Consider the following 1,472-nt stretch of genomic DNA (forward strand, 5'->3'; position numbering starts at 1 on the left):
CTAGGGGATGCACACATTTTTTGAGGTGAATGACTCGCTTTTGATTGGCTGTCTGGCGTTGGGATGTGATTCTGTTGGCGATGCTTGGATTTAGGAGGTGTCGCGATGTCAGCCAATGAGATCGGGTTAGGAGCGTTTGGCGACGAGCGCTTGCAAAAAAGGGGGCCCAGTTTCTGGGGCTCATGGTGGATCGGCAGAGCGTTTGCGTTCGGCGGCTGGCGGGAGGTTCGCGCGGCCGGATCATTGGCTTTAGTCGGTTCCTTGCGAACAGGCGGGTGACGACGCAGAGCCTGATCGAGGGCTGGGGGTCGACGAGTTCGCAGGCCTGCGCGGGCCATCACGTGCTGGCGATCCAGGACACCAGCGAGATCAACTTTACGACCACGGCGGAACATCGGCGAGGTCTGGGAGAGACCGGCAAGGGCGGCAACGTCCGAGGCGCGCTTCTGCATGCAATGCTGGCGCTGGATGCGGGAACGGGGGAGGTGCTCGGGCTGGTATCGGGCCAGATCTGGACGCGCGATGGCCGGGTGGAAACGCCACATAGCCAACGGTTGTCGACCGAAAAGGAATCGCAGCGCTGGCTGGCCACGGCCGACGCGGCCAAGGGCGTGCTGGTGCGGGCCGCGATGGTGACGGAGGTGAGCGATCGCGAGAGCGACATCTACGCCAAGTGGGACCGCGTGCCGGCTCCCAACTTCCATATCCTGACCCGCGCCATGAGCGACCGCTTGATCGAGGGCGGCAAGCTCTCGGCGGCAAAGCTGCAACTGGCCGGTGAAGCCGATGTGGAACTGCGCGCTCGTCCTGGCCGGCCGGCGCGCACGGCCCATCTCGTGACCCGCTTCGGCCAAGTCGCCCTCAAGCGCCCACAAAACAGCATCGAAACGGGACTGGCCAAGACAGTGACGGTAAGCCTGGTAGAGGTGCTTGAGGTGGGCGCGCCTGCGGGCGCCGAGCCAATCGTCTGGCGCCTGCTCACCACCCATACCGTTCAAGACCCGGCCATGGCTTGGCAGGTGGTTGCCTGGTACCGGATGCGCTGGACCATCGAGCAGTTCTTCCGCACCCTGAAACAGCAAGGCCTGCAACTGGAGGACAGTCAGTTGGAAACCGCCGAGCGGCTGATGAAGCTGACTGCCATCGCCGCACGCGCCGCCTGCATCATCATGCAGCTTGTCCAGGCTCGCGACGGAGCATCCGCACAATCCGCCGAGATCGTCTTTACGCCCGCCGAGATCGACACCTTGCAGGCTCTGGTGCCCAAACTGGAAGGCAAGACCGCTCTCCAGAAAAACCCTCACCCGCCCAAGTCCCTCGCCTGGGCCGCCTGGATCATCGCTAAACTCGGAGGATGGGATGGCTATCCCAGGTCCAAGCCACCAGGCCCAATCACCTTCCGCCACGGTCTTCAGTACTTCCAATCCATCGCCCACGGCTGGAGCCTGCGAGATGTGTGAATCACCTAGCCA

At 63.2% G+C, this 1,472-nt stretch carries 1 protein-coding gene; it reads left to right on the forward strand.

Features of this window, described 5'->3' with window-relative positions; genetic code table 11:
• Positions 1–182 precede the first annotated feature (182 nt).
• On the forward strand, positions 183–1,460 hold the full coding sequence (locus C9427_RS33505; RefSeq protein WP_107653185.1) for an IS4 family transposase: 1,278 nt from the start codon (positions 183–185) through the stop codon (positions 1,458–1,460).
• The last annotated feature ends 12 nt before the right edge of the window (positions 1,461–1,472 follow it).

This window comes from Mesorhizobium helmanticense, assembly GCF_003034915.1.
Taxonomy (GTDB): domain Bacteria; phylum Pseudomonadota; class Alphaproteobacteria; order Rhizobiales; family Rhizobiaceae; genus Mesorhizobium; species Mesorhizobium helmanticense.

Coding starts and splice junctions, on each gene's coding strand:
- C9427_RS33505 (WP_107653185.1), top strand. CDS start 183: ATGGTGGATCGGCAGAGCGTTTGCGTTCGGCGGCTGGCGGGAGGTTCG.